Origin of the sequence: Scopulibacillus darangshiensis, from assembly GCF_004341035.1 — a bacterium.
Classification (GTDB): Bacteria; Bacillota; Bacilli; order Bacillales; family Sporolactobacillaceae; genus Scopulibacillus; species Scopulibacillus darangshiensis.
Genome location: NZ_SLXK01000037.1, coordinates 1 through 20,864 on the forward strand (window position 1 = coordinate 1; position 20,864 = coordinate 20,864).

Here is a 20,864-nt window from a genome sequence, read left to right on the forward strand (position 1 = left end):
TGGCTTTTGTTTAGTTTTCAAGGAGCATTCTCTTCTCGATTCACTTCGACTTGCGTGACAACACCAACAAAATCAAAGTGTTGTTGCGCAAAGAAGCTAAAATCTGAAGTTCGCTTCCGCCTTGCTGTTGAAGCGTTTTTTTGATGTTGTCGTTTTTAACAGCGACTTAATTATCATATCATGCTGCATTGTTTGTGTCAACAACTTTTTTTGAAACTTTTTTGTCGTTTTTATTGAAGCGACCTTATTTATTATACATACTCAAGTTTGACTTGTCAACAACTTTTTAGTTTGTATTTTTAAGGGCGCTGCTAACAGCGACGCTATTTATAATATCAGCTATCGTTTACTTCGTCAATAAGAATTTTAAATTTCCCCGATTTTTTTATTTGATCAAAGACTTTCCTTTATAGCTAAATAAAAGTGACCGCTATGGCAGCGGCCTTAAGGAAGAATAAAATATCTTATAACAACGAGTGCAGCTACACCTGGAATGCCTAATAACCCGCTTACACAAGTTGTAATAGCGTTGATGGGTACATGTATATTGAAAGACGTTCCAAAAGTGTTTAACAAAAAGAGCATTAACGCTCCAATTAAAAGTTTAACGACAACTTTGCCTGCAAATCTCATCGGCTTTAATGGCGCGCCAATAAACAACAGGATAAGCCCCATTCCTACAAATATCGATATGAGAATAACTGGATCCAAAACCAAACCCCCCAGGCTTTTTATAAACTATATGGGAGGCTTGTCACATTTAGAACAGGATCACTTCACTTTTAAAGAGAGACTGTGAAAACGAGCTTCTTTTAATAAGAACAGATACTTCGCTTCTGCAAGCTTCAGTTGGTACATTACTTCGTCGGAAGGTTCAATGCTCTTTTCAATCACTCTTTTCTTTCTAAACCAATCCTCTTTGCATGTCGTAAGGGTTTCAAGCAAATTTCCATTTATCTCACTCCGAAGTTTCTTCTTTCTTCTAAACACTGTTTTGCATCCCCCCAGCTATAATTCTCGACGTCCTTCTAAAGCTTTGGATAATGTCACCTCATCCGCGTATTCAAGGTCCCCTCCTACCGGAAGTCCATGTGCTATGCGGGAGGCTTTAATTCCTATGGGTTTGACAAGCCGGGATATATACATTGCTGTTGCTTCGCCTTCAATTGTAGGGTTGGTTGCTAAAATAATCTCTTTAATCCCCTCATCCTCTAGCCTTTTAATAAGCTCGGTAACTTTAATATCTTCAGGTCCAATACCGTCAACGGGTGAAATAGCCCCGTGCAAAACATGATATAGACCGCGATAATCCTTCATTTTTTCAATAGCAATAACATCTTTAGGCTCTTGCACAACGCAAATAACGGACCTATCCCTTGATGAATCATCACAAATATAGCAGGGGTCCCGGTCACTTATGTTTTGACAAACTGAGCAATACATGAGCTTGCGTTTGACATTTACTAGCGATCTTCCAAATTCCATTACGTCGTCTTCATTCATTTCTACAACGAAAAATGCCAGACGGACCGCTGTTTTCGGACCTATTCCTGGCAATTTCATAAAGCTGTCAATCAGCTTTGCTATTGGTTCCGGGTAATGCATACAGAGGGCCTCCTAAAACATTCCAGGCAGATTTAATCCTTTGGTGAACTTGCCCATCCGTTGATTTGTTAATTCATCGACTTTTGTTAGAGCATCATTAATTGCTGCCAAAACAAGGTCCTGGAGCATATCGACATCATCAGGGTCTACAGCTTCTTCCTTTATAACAACTTCAACTACCTCTTTGTGGCCGTTAGCCTTGACAGTTACAACTCCGCCACCTGCTGTTCCTTCAACAACCTCTTCTTTTAACTCATCTTGCGCTTTTGCCATCTGTTTTTGCATTTTTTGCATTTGCTTCATCATGTTATTCATATTGCCTCTCATACCTTACGCCTCCTAAATTTTAATCTTTAATTTCCAGCAGATCAGGACCTACCAATTTTTCAGCTTCAGCAATTAAAGGATCACTGTCATCAGCCGATTCTGACTGTGATTGCCGGTTTGTTTTATTTTCCTGTATATAGCTTTCTTTCATTTGTTCCCATTCTTGATGAGGTATCGGGAACATTTTTCGTTTTTCGCCGATAACCTCTTGTAGAATTTGCTCAACCATTTGCATAATGTTGCTTTTATTCTCTAATACCATTTGGCAGTGAAAATCATATTTGAACGCTTGCAAAAAGGCATCACCAGAGCTAGCAACTGGCTTGCTTTCCAACAGCCAGGCATGGGCTGCAACGTTTTTTGTTCTGATCTTGTTCATAATATCCGCCCATGAAGAACGAAGCTTTTTCAAATCGTCTTTCGTTGCCGATGATAGCACCTTTTTCATTTCATTAACCGGCAGTGGAAGTTGATTCTTTTTGGCCTGCCGCGGTGTCCGCGTTTCTCTTTGCTTAGGTGCGTCCGGTCTCATGTTACCGGTCTGAATACCATTCATTTTTTCTTCCAACTGTGATAGACGGTCTTGCAATGATTTAATTTCCGAAGAGTCAGCAGAAACAGCATCCGGATTTGGCCTTTTTTTGCTTTGGCTCAACTTAACGACCGCCATCTCCAGTAACACACGGGGATGGTTTGTCCTCTTCATTTCCTGATGTGATTCATTAAGCTGCTGTATAGCCCTATAAAGTTTGTCTGCATCCAGTTGCTCCGCATGGGTTCGGAAAATGTCATCAACGCTAGGCCTCATTAGAATGTCTTCCAGATCAGAAGATGTCTGAAACAGCAATAGATCCCGGTAATAAAAGATCAAATCCTCAATAAATTTATTCGGATCTTTCCCTCGGTCAAGAACATCATTAATTCGCTGAACGGCTGTTGATGCATCCTGTTCTTCAATAGCGGTGACGACTTCTGATATAAATTGACCGGAAACCATCCCTGTGACTTCCAGGACATCATCCACAGTTACAATACCTTCACTATAAGCCGCAACTTGATCCAAAATACTTAGCGCATCTCTCATACCGCCTTCACAAGCCTTAGCAATAAGCATTAAGGCATCTTGGTTCACATCAAGCTTTTGTTGTTCAACAATGTAAGCCAAGCGTTTGACAATAGAAGGTAATGAAATGCGCTTGAAATCAAAGCGCTGGCACCGTGAAATAATTGTCAGAGGGATTTTATGAGGCTCTGTAGTCGCTAGTATAAAAATCACATGCTTCGGCGGCTCTTCCAGTGTCTTAAGCAAAGCGTTAAACGCCCCCGTGGACAGCATATGCACTTCATCTATGATATAGACTTTGTAACTGACGGAACTTGGTGCATATTTGACCTTATCACGGATCTCCCTAATCTCATCGACTCCATTGTTCGATGCCGCATCAATCTCGATGACATCAGATATGCTTCCATCAGTAATGCCACGGCACGCTTTGCATTCGTTACAGGGTTCCGGGACCGGTGCGTTTTCACAATTGATCGCTTTAGCTATAATCTTTGCGGCGCTGGTTTTGCCAGTTCCCCTAGGGCCGCTAAAAAGATAGGCATGTGAGAACTGCTCCTTCATTAACGCGTTCTGGAGTGTTTTTGTTATATGCTCCTGACCAGCAATATCCTGAAAGGTCTGAGGACGCCAGACTCTATATAGCGCTTGGTAGCTCATTCTAATCCCCCCTGTTCCAACAATAATATCCTTTATTATAACTTTATAAAAGGTTGAATTCAAAAAGGAAATAACTAATTTCACAAATAAAAAAGACCGCCGATTGCTCGGACAGCCTATGTTGGTATGTATTTAACGCCGTGCACCTTCCGTCGATTAAAGTCTCATAGGCGCTTCTTAAGCAGTTAGCTCGATTCAGGCAGCCCTGCGGCACACGAAAGGTCTCACTTACTGCTGCTTCCTTCCGGACCTGACAGGGTTCATGAGTTTCCGTTGCGCAGGACCCAAATGTCAACACCACTTACTTAAGGCTGCCCTACAAGGCTAAAACCTCGGAAAGGGATTCAACCTCGCTATAGCGGATTGCGAGTACAGGGCACCGCTACCTCCCCGTCTAGCACGGCAAAGTTTATAACATTGTTATGGCGCTTTTGATAGCGCGTAAAATACAGTATACCAATGTTTTAAATTAAAAACAATGGTTTAATATGGTAAATGGAGGAGGCGAGAGGATTCGAACCCCCGCGGCGCGTGAACGCCCTAACTGATTTCGAGTCAGTCCCCTTCAGCCAAACTTGGGTACGCCTCCTTAGTCCAACATTTTATAATTTACCATAATTCTTCAAGGTTATCAACGATTTTTAATAATCTTGACTTTACATTTTGGCTCTCAGCTTTCTAAAGAAGGCTGTCAGCATTTGGCCGCAGGCATCTCCTGATATTCCAGAAATGACCTCTGCACGATGGTTAAAGCGAGGATCTTCAGGTAAATTCATAAGTGTTCCCGCACAGCCTGCCTTAGGGTCACTTGCCCCATAGACAACTGTGTCCACTCTCGACTGAATAATGGCTCCGGCACACATCGGACAAGGCTCAAGCGTGACATAAAGCGCACAACCCGACAATCGCCATGTCCCGAGCTTGCGGCTAGCGTCTTGAATAGCCAAGCATTCCGCGTGCGCCATAGGCTGCTGGGTTGTCTCCCTTAAATTATGCGCCGATGCGATGACTTCACCATCTTTCACAATCACTGCCCCAATGGGGACTTCCCCAATTGCTTCAGCCTTTTCGGCCTCTTCTATCGCCTTTTCCATAAATGATTCATGTGCTGTTGTCATGATATACTCCTTATCTTCTCTAAATCAAGGATGAATTTAGGGTTTTCCACCTTTTTAAAATTAACAATATTACTTATCGAGATGTCAAGTCGCTTTGCCGATTCGATATTTTTATTTTCAACAATGAGATCAACGACTTGCCCGTCATGCTGGGTATAATCATTGCCTATTTCAACATTCGGCAGCTCTTTTCCTTTGTCATCCGTAATGCTTAAAATCTGATAATTTTGCAGGGAATAGCCGTGAGCTTTTATTTCTTGTGCCTCTTTTTTTGTTTTTGGCCAAAGATCAACAATATACGGTTTGGAAGGATCCTTATATTTAAATTTTAATGAAATGACAGTATGACCTGGTCTAGGGTCAACCTCACTGCGGCCAACAAAAATAACGCTATTCCCAATTTCACTTATTTTTTTCTCATTAGGGTTGTCCTTCATCGCTTGTTTAATCGCCTGATTATCCAGTGATATGGACAGCGTCTTACCTGTATTGACCTTATAGCCCTCCATAATCATCTGAATTGTTGACATGCCTGACGGTATACCTAAAATATTTTCTTTTAATAGTCCTGTCCTATCTTCATAAGACTGATCATATATCGGCTTATCAGGATCCAAATAAGTCACCTCTGCCCCTGCAAAGCGGTATTTATCCCCGCCCGTCAGTTCCACGTTCACTTTAGTGTAATTGTAATATTTCTCATAAGATGTGAAGTGTACTTTCAGCTTGGGAGAGACTTCCCATGATTGATCAAGCCTAGCCTTCTTAATAAGCCATTTATCTTTGTTCAAATTTGCAGGTAGGACAATATCCTTTAAGGTCACTTCTTTATCACTGGAAATTAATTTGGGATTCATTAAAGTAACTGATGTCACGTGCTCAAGCATTGTTTGGTATTTATGATATTGATCATTGCTAAACCCCATTTGGGGCTGAAAAAATATGCCTCGGTAAAAGTCGTGGTCCAAGGTATTTCGTCCTGTATCGATCCAATTTGGTGTATTGATCGTCTTCCTCTTCCCATTATCGAGGTTAAAAATAACTTTATTAAAATGGAGCTTTGGAAGGTCTTTTGGCTTTTTATCGTCTTGGCGGATATTCAGGCTGTATAACAAATAAGTCCCCATGTTATTAAGCCAAATTTTGTGGAAGGTTATGGCTCTCCTCATCTTTGGGACCTCAACTTCTTTTCCAAGATTCGTTGTAATATGATAGCGGTCGGCCTCAGCTAGATAATCCAAGCGCCCATATTGTTCTTTCATAAGGTTTTCAAAAGATGATTCTGGCTTGAACGCCTTTTTGTCAATTTCAAAATGCTGACCATTATATTGCAAAGACCATGCCGCAACAAGGAAAACAGCTAAAATTGCTGCAGCCGCTGCAATTTTTTTGTATTTATTTTTCAAGATGATCCCCCTTAGTCCAAACCAAATGTCCTTTTATATGAATTCGCCTTTTCACAAAAAAAACCTTGTAAAAAAAGAGATAACCAAAAATGGTTACCTCGACTCTTGCGATTCGGCTTTCATAACGATGGGATAGAACACAATGCCAATTAGGATCATCGCAACGCCAAATAAAAATGTTTTTAGATCCGCAGTTCCCGCTTTAATCACCCATAGGGAATATAATGTCGCTAAAATAGCGATTACGCCATCAATGAAGCGGTCACTATTGTTAAGCTGGTAATTTTTTTTGCCCTTTATAACCATCTTGATTAAATAAATTGCGGCGATCAAATAAGGCAATAAATATGACAGTGTTGCGATATAAATAACAAAGTCAAAAGCGCTGGATATGGACTGTGATATTGTAGAAAAAATAAACAACTGGCATGCAATGTTTGTTATAATCAATGATGTTGTCGGCGTTCCAGCCTTATTTGCTTTGGAAAAGCCTTTCATAAATAACCCTTGTTTGGCCGATTGAAACGGCACTTCAGCCGTCAGTAAAATCCAGCCAACACTTGAGCCAAGCAAACTAATTAAAGCCAAGGCTGCTAATATATAACCACCTGTATCCCCTATGACCTTTGCCAAAGCATCAACCAGAGGTTTGGATGAATGCACAAGCTCAGTCTGAGTCAATGTCCCCATAACAAGCATGGTAATAGCAATATAGATGACTAAAGCGATTAAAAGTCCGGCAATGGTCGCTGTTTTCACGTCTCGGCCGCTTTTGGCGCGTGAAGAAAAGACAACGGCAGATTCAATACCAATAAATGCCCATAAGGTTGCAATCGCGGCATGGTTTAGTTGCCCAAAGATCCCGACTGTCTGGCCGCCTGCATTAACCTCGTCTGTTATGAATGGTTCCAAATTGCTTGATTGAAAAGCAAACAACGTTAAAATGATAAAGATAAAAAAACCAACAACTTTTGCCGTTGTGGCAATAAAATTTACTTTCCCTGCACCCGACACACCCTTAATGATTAAAAAGTGCACGCCCCACAATAATGCTGAACATACAAGGAAATTTAACAGATGGCCGGTTGTCACAGTAACATCACCTGTTTTAAACAAAACGTAACTGCTGTTCATGACAGGAAAAAAGGTCGATAAATATCCGGCAAACGTCGTGATCACGGCTACAATCCCCGCTAAATTGGCCACCCAATAACCCCAAGATACCAGATAACCCCATAATACAGAGGCCTTGGAGTCTTTCGAAAATAATGCTTTTGCATAAATTTGCGGCCCGCCGGTTATTTCCGGTCTCTTTATTGAAAGCGTCCCGAAAACCAATGCGATAAAAAGGACTCCGACTCCGGTAAACACCCAGGCAAATAAGACTCCCCCAGGACTCGCAGCTTTTGCCAATGTGCTTGGCAGCATAAATATTCCAGAACCAACCATATTCCCAACAACAAGTGCAGTTAACACCCATACACTTAATTTCTTACCCGACACCACAAATACCCTCTTTCTATCTATAAAAAAACGCTAAAGCAAGACAAAACTAGTTTTTTGTTTGTTAGTCCGATAACACATTAGCGAACTAAAGTATACAATGCGTTTCTTTTTAGATCAAGGTGTTTTACCTTGTTAAAATCATCCATTTCTGAACAAAAAAATAAAAGCCGGGATTTAAAACCGGCTCTTATCATAGAATACTTATTCATTTTCGTTTGAGATTTTAAGAACATTAATCACTTTAAAAAACAAGCTGAGTACGATCGCCACAACAGTAGCAAGACCCATTCCTTTTAAAGCAACGGAGTATATGCTGATTGAAATTCCGCTGACGCCAATGACCAAAACAATCGATGTTAGGATTAAGTTCTGAGGTTTTGAATAATCAACTTTAGATTCTACGAGAATTTGCAGCCCGGCTGCGGCGATGACCCCGAAGAGTAATAATGAAATGCCGCCCATTACCGGGGTTGGAATCGTGGCGATCAACGCGGACAGCTTACCGATAAATGACAATATCATTGCCATAATTGCCGCGCCGCCGATTATCCATGTAGAGTAAACTTTTGTTATTGCCAGAACGCCGATATTTTCACCATAGGTTGTATTAGGTGTCGAACCGGCAAATCCCGAGATTATGGTTGATAGACCGTTTCCTAATAATGAGCGGTCAAGACCAGGGTCCTTCGTCAGATCTTTTCCAACAATATTTCCGGTCACAATCAAGTGTCCTATATGCTCCGCGATAACGACCAATGCTGCCGGAACGATAATTAAAGTGCTAGTTAGTTCAAATTCGGGAGTATAAAAGGTTGGCAACGACAGCCATGGCGCATCGATAACTTTCTGGAAGTCGACTAAACCCATCCATGCGGCAAACAGATAACCAATAATGATGCCGATTAGAATCGGGATGATTTTCAAAAATCCCCGAAACATGACCCATCCAATTATCGTGATAAGCAATGTTAAAATGGAAACGCTCATTGCCTTTGGGTCAAATGCCCATGAAGCACCTGCATCCGCCGGTTTGATTAACCCAGCCATTCCTGCCGCAGTAGGAACGAGTTCAAGGCCGATGACTGCAACAATCGCCCCCATGGCAGCAGGGGGAAAGATAACATTTAACCAGCCCGTCCCCGCTTTTCTGATAATGAAGGAAACGATGACGAATACAACCCCGACGACAATAAATCCTCCTAATGCTGCCTGGTAACCCTTATCAGCCAATACGAGCAAAACAGGAGAAACAAAAGCAAAACTCGACCCTAAATAAGCCGGGATCTTCCCGCGGCAAAGAATAAGATAAAGCAATGTGCCTATGCCGTTCATTAAGAGGGCTGTGGCGGGGTCAATATGAAAGAGCAGAGGGACAAGAACAGTGGATCCGAACATAGCGAATAAATGCTGTAAACTTAAAGGCAAACTTTGTAATAATGGCGGCCGTTCATCCACCTGTATAATTCGTTGTGTCAATCCTTTTCCTCCTAAATTTACATAAGTCCATATCTTAAAATAGTATAGCGCATAATTCGACAGACATACAAAAAAAAGACCGCCAGTTTAGTTTCGGCGACCTTTTTATAGTCTTGTTGGAACCTTTAGTCCCTAGATATGCCTATGAAACGAAGAATATAGAGAAAAAGGTTAACGAAATCAAGGTAAACAGAAACAACAATCATTGGAATGTCCCTTTCTGTAAATCCATGGACAGTCAGACGGCTGAAGTCGTATAACGTATACCCGATAAAAATGAGAATCCCGAATGCGGAATAGATCAACTGGGTTGTGCTCGAGAACGGCAGGAATATATTTAGAATCCCTAGGCCAACTAAAGCGATAAGTGAAATGAACAGAAAGCTGCCTAAGAATGTAAAATCTCTTTTGCTTACGGTAGCATAAATAGCAATGCCGGCAAAGGAAACAGCGGTGATACCGAATGCCTCAAGGACAACATTAGCACCCAAAGTGCTGACATAATAAGCTATGACCGGATAGAGGGTCATTCCTGAAATAAACATAAAGGCGAACATCATGCCATAACCGACGGCCTTTTTCTTCCTTACAAAAATCATCATCACAATCATAATAATTTCAACAATCATTAATGGCAGCATGAGTGCCTGCGGAACATACTGACCTGCATAAAGACCGACTGTTGCTGTAAGCAATCCGGCAAAAAAGGCGGTGAACAGCTTTGTGTACGGACGATGCCCGACATGTGCAGCCGTTGTAGTCATTAGACGCCATTCCTTTCAATTTTAGATAACCCTAATACGGATGAAAAGGTCAAAGGGTTTCAAAAAAAATGGTGCAGGCACCATTTTTTTATTCCAAATTACTATGGCGTTTGAATGCTGCATCATTCCCGTTCTCGGTCAACGAGGCATAATGAAGACAAATTGTATCGAAAAGGACATGGACACACTGATCAAATAATGATCCCAAAGGCTGGATGCTTTCTGCCTCACCATCCGAACGGTATTTTGTTGCTGCAGAAACATGGACCATTTCATCCACCTTTTGCCCTAAAGGTGATTCGGGATTAGTTGTCACCCCTATAATATAACTGCCTAATTCTTTAGCCTTTTCCGCCGTCCAGACAACCTGTTTCGTTTTTCCCGAACCCGATACTGCAACCAAAATATCATTCTTTTGAATAGACGGTGTGATCGTCTCTCCGACAACAAAGACGACTGCACCAAGATGCATTAATCTCATGGCAAATGACTTGGCCATAAGTCCAGACCGGCCTTCACCAATGACAAAAATCCGTTTGCCTGCGGCTAAGTTCTCTGCAAACCGCCGAATAGCTTCCTCATCCACTTTTTGTAAAACTGTCTGAATTTCACTTATGATCGTTTGAATAGCCATCATTAGCACTCCTTTATTGCAATTATCCCTTGATGATCTCTTTCATTTGCTTTGCTGACTCCACCGAATGAGCCGTTTTCGTAATCGCAGATCCGACGATGACAACATGCGGCTTCAATGTTACAAGTTCTGATAAAGTCTTTGATGTTATTCCTCCGGCTGCAGCGATAAGACTTTCCGGGTGCAGATTCCCAGGGATACGAATGGATGTTGTGCTTTGTCCCTCTATTTCCTGCTGATCTTTACTAACATGGACACAAAGAATTGCATCATAGGTCTCCGAAAGGGTCTCAGCCCGTTTTTCCGTTGTATTGAGCAAATCAATCATGACATGTTTTCCATAGTCTGCAGCGGTTTCCATACATGTTTGAATGGTAGCGTCAGGCGCGACCCCCATGACAGTCGCGACATCCGCCCCGGCTTCAAAGCAAAGTTTAAATTCATATTTAGCATTATCCATCGTCTTTATATCAGCCACAATGGTTTTATCGGGAAAAGCCGCTTTTAAACTTTTGACACTTTCCATTCCATATTCCTTGATTAGAGACGTTCCAACTTCAATCCAATCAATATACTGTTCAACCTGTTTTGCCATTTTGATCGCTTCATCAATCGTCATACGATCCAAGGCCAATTGTATATTCATCAGCTTTTCACCTCAGCAAGATCCGGCTTTACCGACTTTCTTTTTTCGCCTTTAACAATCACCGTAAATATAACAGCCAACACAAGCGAACCTGCCATAAAGAAATAAGAGGCGGCAAAGCTGCCGGTGATACCGTTCAAAAAGCCTACAAAGTATGCGCCGACAAATGAACCTAAAGCGCCCATACTATTAATTAAGGCCATTGCACCGCCAGCAACATTTTTCGGCAAAATTTCTGGAACAATAGCAAAGAATGGCCCGTATGGAGCATACATCGCTCCCCCGGCGATCACTAATAGTGCAAATGATACCCAAAAATGACTGGTTCCTATTGCATAAGATGCGTAAAAGGCAACAGCTCCTATAAGCAAGAAAGGCCATACGAAGCTTTTTCTCACAAGCATTTTATCGGAAAAATAAGAAACCAGAAGCATCATGATCGTTGCCAAAACATATGGCGCCGAGGAAAGCCATCCTGTTTCAACCAAACTCATATCTGGCGCTGCTTTAATAATAGATGGCAGCCACATAACAAAGCCATAGACGCCAATACTCCAGAAGAAATATTGCAGGCTAAGATAGACAACCGATTTTGACTTGAACGCTTCGCGGTAATTCTTAACTTCTTTTAGACCTTTTTGTTCATCTTCAAGTGTACCTTCAAGCGCTTGCTTTTCGTCATCCGTTAACCACTTTGCATCCTTAGGGTGGTCACTGACAAGTTTCCACCAAATAAATGCCCATATTATAGCTGGGATTCCTTCTAAAATAAACATCCAGCGCCAGCCAAACAAGTCAAGAAGATATCCTGAAACAATGGACATCCAAAGGACAGTTACCGGGTTGCCTAATATAAGAAACGTATTGGCACGTGACCGTTCTTTTTTGGTAAACCAGTGGCTTAAGAAGACGAGCATTGCCGGCATGACGGCGCTTTCAACAACACCCAACAAAAATCTTACAATAAGAAGCAATGTCACATTGGTGATCACACCAATAGCACTGGCAAGCACTCCCCAAAGAATAAGGGACCAGAAAATCAGTTTTTTCGCACTCTTATTTTCTGCATAGTGGGCACCAGGGATCTGGAAAAAGAAATAACCAAGAAAGAAAAGTGCACCTAACAGTGATGACACACCAGCAGTAATTTGCAAATCCTTAGCCATACCGGCAGCGGCGCCAAAACCATAATTTGCTCTGTCAAGATAAGCAAGACTGTAGGTAATGAAAGCAATTGGAATAAGACGTGACCAGCGTGCAGAAGAAAGATGATTCATATCATAAACTTCCTTTCTAAAATTAGTTTTTAAAAGGTCAAGTTATATATCAATAAATGCCTTAATTAATACCTAGCTTTTGAGACTAACTTCTTGGCCTTTCATATCTGCATATGACAGGCATTCCGCTTGCCCTTTCCAACAAAACGAGTCGGTTTTCAATGAAAGCACTTCAAGTCATGAAAGATAGCGGAAGAACAGTCTCTTTTGATCCTAACTTAAGGCCATCACTATGGTTAAAACAGTCAATGAAGCGGCATGTCAGGTTGAAGCTTGTCAATTTCGACAGGAAATTCAATAGTCCGAGGAATATTACCCGGGAAATATGTTAAACAATGTCGCCATTCCGCAGTTTTGTCGAATGTTATAGGGACCGTTAACAGCTCGCCGTTCACTTTTTCGACACCTTTAATATGCAAATACCCGACATAATCTTTTAAAGTCCGGCAAGCTTCGATGACATTTTCCCCCGCCCACATCCAATTGCCTGTGTCAAACGCCATTTCGACAGGAATTTTACTTTGTTTTGCTTTAGAAAAAAACTGTCGAAGCGGTTCTATTACCCCCCCATATGGTGTTTGGTCATTTTCAATCAACAATGTCACGAGGCTTCCTTTGGCTTCAATCTCACCTAGACAATTCTTCAGTTCATTAATATCTGATTCGTTTTCAATGTAGTGTCCTAAAGGGAGCTTCAGTTTGGCAGCACCGATTTGATGTGCCATGTCCATCATGCTAATAAGACTTGTTCTATTTAAATGGCCGTTCGCCGTCCAGACGCATTCAGGTGCAGAATAGATGGTGTACAATCCAGCCTTTTGAATGGCTTTTTTCATTGATTTTAGCTGCGGTTCGCCACTGAACAATTCATGGCGAATTTCTATTCCATCTCCCCCTGATTCCTTAATTTGGGATATAAATGCTGTTTGTCCAGCTTGTCGTATTTCTTCATGATGAAATACTGATGTTGGGACAAAAATGATCGTCACACTATCCTCTCCTTAGAGTGGGAACGGTTCCATTAATTCTAAAATAAAAATTTGGAGGGAACGGTTCCATTTTATTTAAAAGCTTTACCAGCCTTTTATATTGTGGAATGTCTAACCAAAAGTTCAGCCGGTAAAACAATATCCTTTGGCGGAGCAGTATCGCCTTCTATTCTTTTAAAGACCCTCTCAATAACGGTTCTTCCAATTGCTGTCGTAGGCTGCGAAATTGTTGTTAACGCGGGGGTATGAATTTCAGCCCAATCGGGGTCATCAAACCCGATAATTGCCATATCATCAGGGATCACTAGCCCTCGTTTCTTCATTGCTTTTATCAAGCCTAGTGAGACCACACCATTTGCTGAAAAAATTGCCCGTTTCTTACCCTTTGTAGACTTTAAAAAGTGATCCAGCTTATCTTCCAAATCCAAGGTTTGACTAAAATCGGCCTCATAAACATGTTGCATACTTGAATTTCCATGCATGGCAAGCACCGATTGAAAGGCCGATAACCGCTCGCGCCGCGTACTGACACCGTCGATAGGCTCACTAAAGAAAGCTATGCTCTCGTAATTCTTAGAGATTAGAAACTGAACAGCTTCTTCTGTTGCTGTTATATTGTCAACACCGATCGAGTCAAACCCCAATTCAGGAATCTTACGGTCAACAAGAACGACGGAGGTTTTCTGTTCTGCCATTTGTGTCAAAAACTGATTATTTTTTCCGGTGGTATTAATGATCAGACCATCTATGCGATGTGACTGAAGCATAAAAATATAGTCCCGTTCTACCTGTGGATCGTTATTTGTATTACAAACCATCAGGCTGTAGCCCTTATTTCTGCAAAGCGTTTCAGCAGCATGGAGTATTTTAGTTGTAAAAGGGTTGGTAATATCCGCAACCACCATGCCAATTAAATAACTCCGGCCACCCTTTAAGCCTGCTGCCATTCGGTTAGGTTTATAGTCCAGAGCTTCAATAGCCGCTTCTATTTTTTTGCGTGTATCGGCAGCCAATTCATCGTATTGCTTTCCAAGATAACGAGAAACCGTTGTTTTTGAAACACCGGCTTTCTTCGCAACGTCTAAAATGGTGGTGCGCCGTTTATTTGAATGCTTCTGCATTTTCCCACAACCTTAATTATGGTAACGGTTTCTGAAACCGGTTCCAATACTTCTTATTTTTAATATAACACGCTCATTTCCAATTTCAAAGCATTAAATAAAGGGAATTAATTACAGGCGCTCATTGAAGGCGGCCTCATCATGAGACCGCCGCTGTCTTGGGAATGCCATATGTCCCTTAATAAAGGGATTTTTTTCGCGTTAAAACATCTAAAACCTGTGCATTCAACGCTTTCTCAGTTTCACCATTTACTTGATGTGCGGCGTGCTTCGGATTAGCACGCGGTGATTGAAACGGATCTGCATATTTTGGAAACCTTTGTTCCCAACTTTTTGTTGTTCCCAAGATCAACACCCCTTTTTAGTCTTCGTGGTCATTTCTAACCTGGTTCGATAAAGACATACGTTCACCTGGATGATCTTTCGTTGTTCCGTTAGTCCTTTTTGATGAAAACTCAACTTTCGCCCTTGGCTGAATCGAATTCTCATTTTGAACGCTATATTGCTTTTCTTCGCGATCGACCATGTCAAACCACCTTTCAATAAAGGGTAACCTTAGTATGTACAGGTACAGAAAAAACATGTTAAGATCGGAAATGAAAGATATGATATAAGGAATGATTGAAATGAATGATACGTTCCATCGGTTAGCAGCGCGTCTGTTAGAAAAAAATGACCAATTAACTTATGATGAAGCACGCACATGGGTGGAAATTCTTTGGGAGGATTTTGAGGCAACTCGGGCAAAAGCCGGACGTCAATTCGTGAATCACGCTGTTACAGAAAAAATCGTGACACAATGGATCAATTACTACGGACCGATGTTCCATGAAATTGTAGCCAGCAATCCAAAATTCCAGAAACTCATTAAAGACCGCGATTTTAATAACCCTAAGGATATTAATAAAGAAAACTAGCCGATTGGCGAGCCTTTGGTGAAGACAGAGGCGTAGTTGCGACGCACAGGACGTGCTAGTACTGGCGTTGTAACAGGATGTTACGTCTTTAGCCAGTGCACTTATGTGCGTCAGAAAGTTATACTTTCTGATTAACTTAGAAAGGTGCCGGACAACACCGGCACCCTTTTCATTTATTAGCTTAAATTGATCCAAACACTTTTCACTTCATTGTAGTTATTTAAGGCATAAGAACCCATCTCCCGGCCAATGCCGGATTCTTTGTAACCGCCGAACGGTGCTGATGCATCAAAAGCATTGTAACAGTTCACCCAAACCGTTCCGGCTTTAAGCCTGTTCGCCACATAGTGGGCCGACTTCACATTTTCCGTCCACAAACCGGCAGCTAAGCCATAATTACTGTTGTTGGCGCGTTCGATCACTTCATCAAGGTCTTCAAATGGCATAGCAGCTACAACTGGTCCAAATATTTCTTCCTTAGCAATCGTCATATTATCATCGACATCTGCAAACACAGTTGGCTCAACGAAGTAACCTTTTTCCGAAAAGGTTCCGCCAGTCAATAATTCAGCGCCTTCGCTTTTACCCTTATTAATGTAATTGACAACGCGGTCTTGCTGTTCCTTGGAAACGAGCGGACCCATCTCAGTATCAGTATGAATGCCTTCCCCTTGCTTAAGGCTCTTTGAATGCGTGACAAGATCGGCAACAACATTATCAAAGGATTTTTTCTGAATAAATAACCGTGATCCTGCGCAGCATACTTGCCCTTGGTTAAACATGATCCCGGAAAATGCCCCCGGCACAGCCTTTGTCATATCCGCATCAGGCAAGATAATATTTGGTGACTTGCCGCCGAGTTCCAATGTCACCCGCTTCAATGATTTCGAAGCTTCCGCCATAATTGATTTTCCGACCACGGTTGACCCTGTAAAGGCTATCTTATTTACTTTTGGATGCTTGACAAGTGGTTCCCCCGCTGTTTCTCCAAAGCCTGGAATAACATTAAGAACACCTTTTGGGAAACCGGCCTCCTCGGCTAATTTAGCAAGGTACAAGGCTGATAATGGTGTTTGTTCCGCAGGTTTTAACACAATCGTACATCCCGATGCGAGCGCCGCCCCAAGCTTCCATGCAGCCATTAACAAAGGGAAATTCCAAGGTATGATCTGCCCGACGACACCGAGTGGTTCATGCCTTGTATAAGTAAAAAACTTCCCTTGAACTGGAAGGGTCTGACCGACAATTTTGGTGGCCCATCCCGCATAATAACGGAAATGTTCTATCGCAAGTGGCACATCGGCATTTTTTGTTTCCCTGATCGGTTTACCATTATCAAGTGTATCAAGCTGTGCCAGCTCTTCTTTATGTTCTTCCATTAAATCAGCAAGTTTATAGATCAGCCTGCTTCTTGAGGCAGCACTCATCTTAGTCCATTTACCTTCGTCAAAAGCCTTCCGCGCCGCTTCCGCTGCCCGGTCAACATCCGTTGCATCCGCTTCGCTTACAACGGCGAGAACGTCACCAGTTGCAGGATTCAAGGTTTCAAAAGTTTTGCCTGATGCAGACTCGGTCCATTCGCCATTGATGTACAGCTTCTTCGTGCCCTTTAAAAAATCAGCCAGCCGTTCAGTAATATCCAGAGTATGTTGTTCCATTCCTTTTAACACCCTCCTAGAAAATAGTTACACTTTACTATTTCTATTTTAGAAATGAAAACCCTTTCGTTTTATTTTATAATTAGGATTATTCGTTCGACGTTTTTCAGCAAAATTTTATAAAGGCGGGTTATTATGGAGAAAAAAATTGCGCTATCATGGAGCGGAGGGAAAGACGGCTGCTTAGCTCTTGATACTCTTGTAAAAAAGGGCTATGACGTCGCTTGCCTTGTCACAACGGTTCCGGAAGAAACAGGCAGAACCTTCGGGCACGGAGAAAAGGTGGAAATGATCACATTGCAGAGCCAGGCCCTAGCTATTCCGGTGCATTTTATAACATGCACGTTTGAAGGGTATACTGAGAGTTTTGTCAGTACAATAAAATCTTTAAAAGAGCAATATCACCTCTCTGGCATTGCTTTCGGAGACCTTTATCTTGATGGGCACCGGGAGTGGGGAGAGAAAGTGGCTGACGCGTCAGGTCTCAAGCCGCTTTATCCGTTATGGATGACGGAGGAGGATTCAGCGGATGCTCTTAAAACTTTTACAAACTCAGGATATAAGGCTGTTGTTATTCGGGTCATGGAGGACGCCCTAGATGATTCCTGGTTAGGAAGACCTCTAGATCAGTCCTTTGTTCAAGACATCCTAGGGCTTCCCGTTTGCCCAATGGGTGAACATGGGGAATACCATACCTTTGTCTATAACGGGCCTCTGTTCCACCAAAAGATTGAGCTGACGTCAGAGAGCATCATCACTCTTGAAACAACCAAGCGGCTTGAGTTTTCGGGTTATAATTTGGTTGGTAAATGACCTGATCAAAAAATAAGAGAAGCAATACTCTTGCGGTAAAAGCTTTACACATTTAGCGCTTCATGACTTTGTCGGGACGTCCTTCAGTATAGTCCCATTAACGGCTTTTATTAAAATTCACTCTAAAATTGCCTAAGAATCATCGTTTTTTATACAAGTCATTCCATGGTCTAGTTCCTAAAGACAAGAAAGGGGCTGAGGCCGTGCCCGTGGAAAGCGAAGTATTTTGACGGAGCGCTTCGTTCCTTTCTTTTGTAAAATAAAAATCCGAATCATTCAGATAGGATGTCTGAATGATTTCGGAGATTTTTCTATGAGTAAAAACCTTCTGTCCCAAGCCTCCTTTTTTTACTGATAATTCACCACAGCGGGTGAAGGTTCTAACTTAATAACTTCCTTTGGCGAAAGCAACGGCTTATCCTTAGAATAAAACAGTTTGAGCCCGCCGTATTGATTGGTCCCTTCTTTCACCAAATTTCGATACTTCATTTTTTTCGCTGAAGCTTTGCCAAAACCGTCAGCATTCATAACAACTTCAACATGATTTGTCGGTTTAATAAGAGATTTGCTCGTAATGATGCCTTCCTGAAATTCATGCACCATCACCATTTTATCAGGAATATCCCTTTTCTCCACCAAACGATTTAAGTAGTCTATAGCCTTCTGGATCTTTGCACCGTCCACATGGCCAAGGTCTTCACCCGGTACTTGTCCTTGTTTCACGTGGAACTCTGTATCAATGGCCAAATGGACATATGGAAGCTTAAGGAAAGGTTCAAGTGCCTTGACCTCATTCATTACTGTATCTTGTCCAAGCTGAACATCCAGAATCAATAGCGCTTTATTTTCCTTTGCTAATTTTGCATACTGCTCAATAACATCCTTCGACAACCGCGAAACATACAGACCATTTGGACCTGGATCACGCTGTGCGGTTGAGGCAATTAGTTCAATCGCCGGCACCGCTTGATGTGATGGATCAGCCTCGGAATAGGCCTTGGTTTGCCTTTTAAGCTTTTTCATAGCCTCATCTGGTGTCCCTTCACCCAATACCCCCATTTGGTCCGAAAGCGGGGTGCCATAATATGACACGATCCTATGTTTCTTGAGCGGACCATTCGTAAGGTCCTTTTTCCCTGCTCGAAGTGTTGTTACATCCTCTTTCAAAGACTTAGTATCCTGGGACGGTTGGATTGGCGCGTAAGGTTGTGGTTTCTTTTGCTGATTTTTTTTGGGCTTGTTTTCTTGCTTTTGCGCCGAAACCTCTTTATCCTTTTCCTGCTTATGCTTGGATTCAGCCTGATTATCTTTGCCGCTATCCCCGCCGCTGACATCTGCTGCTTGACCGCACCCTGCCAAAAGCAACATAACAAGAGCAAATGGGATAAAGCTATTTACTTTCTTCACAGGCTTCACCTCACTTTCTTAGGTTAGCTGACTCGAATACTATTCGTTAAAAATGAGGCATCTTAAGCCGTCAAAGCAAATTCTATCCTCATTTATTTTCCCATTCCCTTACTGCTGTCGAATAACACTCATAGTTTCAAATTTTGTCGATTTGTGTATACAGTATTCAACATAAAAATCCCTGCACTCAATTGAATGCAGGGATCGTATGGATTATTATCTATATTCATTATGGCGGCCCCGGAGAGATTCGAACTCCCGACGCATGGTTTAGGAAACCAACGCTCTATCCCCTGAGCTACGGGGCCATCAAAAAATCACGCATTTATTATTATATAACAGGACAGCCGATTTGAAAAGTCTTCAATTCATTTTCTAGTATCATTAGGTCTATCTCCCCACATATTCCAAAAAAGCATTACTCAGGTCAACAGCCCCTGGTACATATGCCTAGAAGTCTCACAAGAAAAAGCAGCCCGGTATGGACTGCTTACGGATTCGGTTATGAATTAAAGCTTAGTTACGTTAGAAGCTTGTGGTCCACGGTTGCCTTCGACGATTTCGAAGCTAACTTCTTGACCTTCTTCTAATGTTTTGAAACCTTCACCTTCAATTGCAGAGTAATGTACAAATACGTCGTTGCCGCCTTCAACTTCGATGAAGCCGTAACCTTTTTCTGCGTTAAACCATTTTACTTTACCGTTTTGCATGTGTGTTGCCTCCCTAAAACCTTGCGCTTACCCGCGCTTTTGAAATAAACCATTGAACCACTTACATCAAGACAGTCTGACTAAAAAAAGAACCTCCGATAAAGCTGGAAGTAAAAATTCCACACTTCAACGAAGGGTCTTCATTCTTACATCCAAATCTTTATATAAAATAGTAAAATGGTTTACTCTAATTTACCATATTGAATATCTTGTGTCAAACACTCAGAAAAGTTTTTCTATTTCGACCGTAAGCGCTTTAACCATTGGTGTCCCTGGTATTTTCTTTTCCAAGGATGCCAGCAAACTGCGATAATACCATTCTTGGCGATCACGCCCTTTTTTAAACCTAGACCATAAGGACTCACCCAGTTTTTCATAATCTGATACCATTGACCGGAGATTATGGAGTTTATCCGCACAAATGACATAACACGCCTCTTCAGATGCTTCGGAAAGATGATCGATAGTATGCTGCTTTCTTTCCTCCCATGAAAGGGATTTGTCGGGTTCAGAGGCCATGGTCACGAGCTCAGCCACTTTCTTGCCAAACATTTCTTCAATATCCTTTTCCGTTACTAATGTGTCTTCAATCGTATCATGCAGAATACCCGCAATTACGATATCTTCACTGCATCCTGCCTTTAATAGAAGCATTCCGACGCTATAAGGATGTGATATATACGGCACCTCTGTCGCTTTCCGCTTTTGGCCAGCGTGCGCTTTTGCCGCAAGATTAATCGCCTGATCCACTGTAGTAAATGGCATTA

At 41.9% G+C, this 20,864-nt stretch carries 23 protein-coding genes, 2 tRNA genes and 1 other RNA gene; 2 read left to right on the forward strand and 24 right to left on the reverse strand.

Annotated features, from left to right (window positions below):
• Positions 1-444: 444 nt before the first annotated feature.
• From EV207_RS18180 to sspK, 19 genes are all read right to left on the reverse strand, one after another.
• A complete protein-coding gene (locus EV207_RS18180) occupies positions 445-711 on the reverse strand; it encodes a pro-sigmaK processing inhibitor BofA family protein (RefSeq protein ID WP_132747580.1) in 267 nt (88 codons plus the stop codon).
• 60 nt (positions 712-771) lie between these two features.
• Entirely contained in the window at positions 772-990 is a 219-nt protein-coding gene (locus EV207_RS18185; RefSeq protein ID WP_132747581.1) for a YaaL family protein, read from the reverse strand.
• Between the two features lie 18 nt (positions 991-1,008).
• A complete protein-coding gene (gene recR, locus EV207_RS18190; protein WP_132747582.1) occupies positions 1,009-1,605 on the reverse strand; it encodes a recombination mediator RecR in 597 nt (198 codons plus the stop codon).
• A gap of 12 nt (positions 1,606-1,617) precedes the next feature.
• Entirely contained in the window at positions 1,618-1,932 is a 315-nt protein-coding gene (locus EV207_RS18195; protein WP_132747583.1) for a YbaB/EbfC family nucleoid-associated protein, read from the reverse strand.
• Positions 1,933-1,951: 19 nt separating this feature from the next.
• Positions 1,952-3,655, reverse strand: a complete 1,704-nt coding sequence (dnaX, locus tag EV207_RS18200) for a DNA polymerase III subunit gamma/tau (RefSeq protein WP_132747584.1) — start codon at positions 3,653-3,655, stop codon at positions 1,952-1,954.
• 138 nt (positions 3,656-3,793) lie between these two features.
• An RNA gene (gene ffs, locus EV207_RS18205) (signal recognition particle sRNA large type) lies at positions 3,794-4,058 on the reverse strand.
• Positions 4,059-4,151: 93 nt separating this feature from the next.
• Positions 4,152-4,244: transfer RNA gene (locus tag EV207_RS18210), tRNA-Ser, on the reverse strand.
• Between the two features lie 67 nt (positions 4,245-4,311).
• Positions 4,312-4,773 carry a tRNA adenosine(34) deaminase TadA gene (tadA, locus tag EV207_RS18215; protein ID WP_132747585.1) on the reverse strand — a complete coding sequence of 154 codons (462 nt, stop codon included), beginning with the start codon at positions 4,771-4,773 and terminating at the stop codon, positions 4,312-4,314.
• The gene (locus tag EV207_RS18220; protein WP_132747586.1) at positions 4,770-6,179 is read right to left on the reverse strand and encodes a hypothetical protein; all 1,410 of its coding nucleotides are present in this window, start codon (positions 6,177-6,179) and stop codon (positions 4,770-4,772) included. Before EV207_RS18220 ends, tadA begins: the two co-directional genes overlap by 4 nt.
• Positions 6,180-6,272: 93 nt before the next feature.
• Positions 6,273-7,682, reverse strand: a complete 1,410-nt coding sequence (locus EV207_RS18225; RefSeq protein ID WP_132747587.1) for an amino acid permease — start codon at positions 7,680-7,682, stop codon at positions 6,273-6,275.
• 204 nt (positions 7,683-7,886) lie between these two features.
• The gene (gene uraA / locus EV207_RS18230; RefSeq protein ID WP_132747588.1) at positions 7,887-9,161 is read right to left on the reverse strand and encodes a uracil permease; all 1,275 of its coding nucleotides are present in this window, start codon (positions 9,159-9,161) and stop codon (positions 7,887-7,889) included.
• A gap of 125 nt (positions 9,162-9,286) precedes the next feature.
• Positions 9,287-9,925: a Bax inhibitor-1/YccA family protein gene (locus EV207_RS18235; protein WP_132747589.1), complete on the reverse strand. Its 639-nt coding sequence runs from the start codon at positions 9,923-9,925 to the stop codon at positions 9,287-9,289.
• Between the two features lie 88 nt (positions 9,926-10,013).
• Positions 10,014-10,562, reverse strand: a complete 549-nt coding sequence (hxlB, locus tag EV207_RS18240; RefSeq protein ID WP_132747590.1) for a 6-phospho-3-hexuloisomerase — start codon at positions 10,560-10,562, stop codon at positions 10,014-10,016.
• Positions 10,563-10,581: 19 nt separating this feature from the next.
• Positions 10,582-11,205 (reverse strand): 3-hexulose-6-phosphate synthase, encoded by a 624-nt coding sequence (gene hxlA / locus EV207_RS18245; RefSeq protein WP_132747591.1) that lies wholly within the window; start codon positions 11,203-11,205, stop codon positions 10,582-10,584.
• Positions 11,205-12,482 (reverse strand): MFS transporter, encoded by a 1,278-nt coding sequence (locus EV207_RS18250; RefSeq protein WP_132747592.1) that lies wholly within the window; start codon positions 12,480-12,482, stop codon positions 11,205-11,207. Before EV207_RS18250 ends, hxlA begins: the two co-directional genes overlap by 1 nt.
• Before the next feature lie 245 nt (positions 12,483-12,727).
• A complete protein-coding gene (locus tag EV207_RS18255; protein WP_132747593.1) occupies positions 12,728-13,471 on the reverse strand; it encodes a sugar phosphate isomerase/epimerase family protein in 744 nt (247 codons plus the stop codon).
• Between the two features lie 95 nt (positions 13,472-13,566).
• Positions 13,567-14,592: a LacI family DNA-binding transcriptional regulator gene (locus tag EV207_RS18260; RefSeq protein ID WP_132747594.1), complete on the reverse strand. Its 1,026-nt coding sequence runs from the start codon at positions 14,590-14,592 to the stop codon at positions 13,567-13,569.
• A gap of 178 nt (positions 14,593-14,770) precedes the next feature.
• Positions 14,771-14,938, reverse strand: coding sequence for a YpzG family protein (locus EV207_RS18265; RefSeq protein ID WP_132747595.1), 168 nt, complete (start codon positions 14,936-14,938; stop codon positions 14,771-14,773).
• A 15-nt stretch (positions 14,939-14,953) separates the two neighbouring features.
• Positions 14,954-15,118 (reverse strand): small acid-soluble spore protein K, encoded by a 165-nt coding sequence (gene sspK, locus EV207_RS18270; protein ID WP_132747596.1) that lies wholly within the window; start codon positions 15,116-15,118, stop codon positions 14,954-14,956.
• A gap of 100 nt (positions 15,119-15,218) precedes the next feature.
• Here sspK and EV207_RS18275 point away from each other — a divergent pair, with 100 nt between their 5' ends.
• Entirely contained in the window at positions 15,219-15,509 is a 291-nt protein-coding gene (locus EV207_RS18275; RefSeq protein ID WP_132747597.1) for a YfhJ family protein, read from the forward strand.
• Between the two features lie 176 nt (positions 15,510-15,685).
• Here the strand turns inward: EV207_RS18275 and EV207_RS18280 are convergent, their stop codons facing one another.
• On the reverse strand, positions 15,686-17,167 hold the full coding sequence (locus EV207_RS18280) for an aldehyde dehydrogenase family protein (RefSeq protein WP_132747598.1): 1,482 nt from the start codon (positions 17,165-17,167) through the stop codon (positions 15,686-15,688).
• Positions 17,168-17,302: 135 nt separating this feature from the next.
• Here EV207_RS18280 and EV207_RS18285 point away from each other — a divergent pair, with 135 nt between their 5' ends.
• A complete protein-coding gene (locus EV207_RS18285; RefSeq protein WP_132747599.1) occupies positions 17,303-17,980 on the forward strand; it encodes a Dph6-related ATP pyrophosphatase in 678 nt (225 codons plus the stop codon).
• Between the two features lie 348 nt (positions 17,981-18,328).
• On the opposite strand, the gene EV207_RS18290 is transcribed toward EV207_RS18285, so the two are convergent.
• The 4 genes from EV207_RS18290 to EV207_RS18305 all read right to left on the reverse strand — a co-directional run bounded on the left by EV207_RS18290 (position 18,329) and on the right by EV207_RS18305 (position 20,862).
• On the reverse strand, positions 18,329-19,387 hold the full coding sequence (locus tag EV207_RS18290) for a hypothetical protein (RefSeq protein WP_243647143.1): 1,059 nt from the start codon (positions 19,385-19,387) through the stop codon (positions 18,329-18,331).
• Positions 19,388-19,619: 232 nt separating this feature from the next.
• Positions 19,620-19,695: transfer RNA gene (locus tag EV207_RS18295), tRNA-Arg, on the reverse strand.
• A gap of 201 nt (positions 19,696-19,896) precedes the next feature.
• Entirely contained in the window at positions 19,897-20,097 is a 201-nt protein-coding gene (gene cspD, locus EV207_RS18300) for a cold-shock protein CspD (protein ID WP_132747600.1), read from the reverse strand.
• Between the two features lie 222 nt (positions 20,098-20,319).
• A complete protein-coding gene (locus EV207_RS18305; RefSeq protein ID WP_132747601.1) occupies positions 20,320-20,862 on the reverse strand; it encodes an HD domain-containing protein in 543 nt (180 codons plus the stop codon).
• Positions 20,863-20,864 lie beyond the last annotated feature (2 nt).